This window comes from Megasphaera hominis, from assembly GCF_014269395.1.
GTDB lineage: Bacteria > Bacillota > Negativicutes > Veillonellales > Megasphaeraceae > Megasphaera > Megasphaera hominis.
In genome coordinates this window covers 1-1,601 of sequence record NZ_JACOGK010000071.1, presented here as the reverse complement: position 1 = coordinate 1,601, position 1,601 = coordinate 1, and the positions used below count along the sequence as shown (strand labels likewise).

Annotated in this window: 3 protein-coding genes; all 3 read right to left on the bottom strand. The window is 48.4% G+C overall.

Annotated features, from left to right (window positions below):
• On the bottom strand, window positions 1-641 hold a 641-nt coding region (locus tag H8J70_RS12325; protein WP_186504586.1), incomplete at its 3' end, for an IS66 family transposase zinc-finger binding domain-containing protein.
• 97 nt (window positions 642-738) lie between these two features.
• A complete protein-coding gene (gene tnpB, locus H8J70_RS12320; protein WP_186504585.1) occupies window positions 739-1,092 on the bottom strand; it encodes an IS66 family insertion sequence element accessory protein TnpB in 354 nt (117 codons plus the stop codon).
• A gap of 2 nt (window positions 1,093-1,094) precedes the next feature.
• Window positions 1,095-1,460, bottom strand: a complete 366-nt coding sequence (tnpA, locus tag H8J70_RS12945; RefSeq protein WP_186504584.1) for an IS66 family insertion sequence element accessory protein TnpA — start codon at window positions 1,458-1,460, stop codon at window positions 1,095-1,097.
• Window positions 1,461-1,601: the final 141 nt, after the last annotated feature.

Below are 1,601 nucleotides of genomic sequence, written 5' to 3'. Positions count from 1 at the left end.
AGGGAAATCCCGAGTTGCTGCCATTCTTTTTCCTGTCTGTATAGCGGCACTGCATAGAAGTACTTCTGCATCATGACGTGTGCAACGGCCGACGGTGATGCAAAAGAATGAGGAATGACCGGCTGGGGCATGACAGGCTTGATGAATTTTGGTGCTTTTTCCTTTCGGCATTCCCGGCATTCGTAGTTAATCTGGTAATATTCCACAATCTTTACCTTGGCAGGGATGAGGATTACTTCTTTGCGGATATATGTTTCACCTACTGGTTTTAGTTCACTGCCACAGTCCGGGCATACTTTTTCATCCTCCGGCAGATCGATGAGCTCCCTTTCGTGCGGCAATGCCGCTAACAGCTCTTCACGGGAACTTTTCTTTTTCTTGGTCCGCGTGTGTTCTCCCACCGTGATAGAGGGCTCTTCAGCATTCTTCTTGGTTTCTACTTCTGCCTCATTGAACAGGGACAGCTGGTCTGGTGCGTCTTCACGGACAACCTGTCTCTTTTCCGTTTTTTGGCCAAAGACATGCTCCTGTAACATGGCGACCTGGCGTTTCAACGTTGCATTTTCCTCTGCCAGGCTCGCGTTTTCTGCCGCGAGTGTATCTATTTTGTTTTGCATTTCCTGTTCAAGAGCGTCGGACATAAGGCACCTCGTTTTTCTGGTTTTTGTTCCTTTATTATACCAAAAAAACGCCCGAACCCCTATTATTTATGCGGGTTTCAGGCGTTTCAATTTCGCATTATATGCATCGTTTAGGCGCCACTTTGTGGACGGCTTTCGGCTGATCGATGGCGAGTCCTTCCATGAGCCAGCGGTATTGCTGGGGCGTAATTTCCCGGACTTCCTGTGGCGTTTTGGGCCACTGGAAGCGACCGTCTTCAAGGCGCTTATACAGGAGGACAAAGCCGTCCTCCTGCCAGAGCAGCCCCTTGATACGATCCCTGCGGCGGCCGCAGAAGAGAAACAAGGTCTGCTGGAAGGGATTCATCTGGAACTGCAGTTGCACGAGGGCCGCGAGACCATCGATGGATTTCCTCATATCCGTATAGCCACAGGCGATAAAGACCTGACTGGCTGATAACTGCAGATCCATGACTAATCTTGCATCTGCTGCAGGACCTGCAAGGTTTTCAGCAGTACGGTTTGTGACGTAGTTTCAGTTACTTCCAATGTGCAGTTGCCAATGGTGAGTCTGATGGGATCGCCCGGTGCTATTGGCTGAGCCAAAGGCACCAACACAGGTGTCGTGTCCGTTACCGTTGCGGCGTGTTCTTCTACCATTTGCGTAGCATATTCTACGCGGAGTTTGTGTTGCCAGTAGTAATATTGTTTTTCGCGAATTCCATGAGTTTGGCAATACTCGCGGACCGTTAAACCGCTTTCATGTCGCTCCTGAACGATTTTTGTCCAGTGTTGCCGTCGTATCTGTTGAGCTGTTACGCGTGTATTCGTGGGGATCATCTCCTACTGAAATATGGGATAAATTAGAGAAATTAGACAATTTAGATCAGACTCGAATTTATCTAATTTCTCCCGTTTCGTTATGATGATTATCTCATATCTTGGCAGGTGGGAGTATCCATGGTTTTATTTTACGCTTAC

Bases quoted from the DNA above. Each gene is read 5' to 3' on its own strand.
- tnpA (WP_186504584.1), bottom strand. From the start codon at position 1,460: ATGATCCCCACGAATACACGCGTAACAGCTCAACAGATACGACGGCAA.
- tnpB (WP_186504585.1), bottom strand. From the start codon at position 1,092: ATGGATCTGCAGTTATCAGCCAGTCAGGTCTTTATCGCCTGTGGCTAT.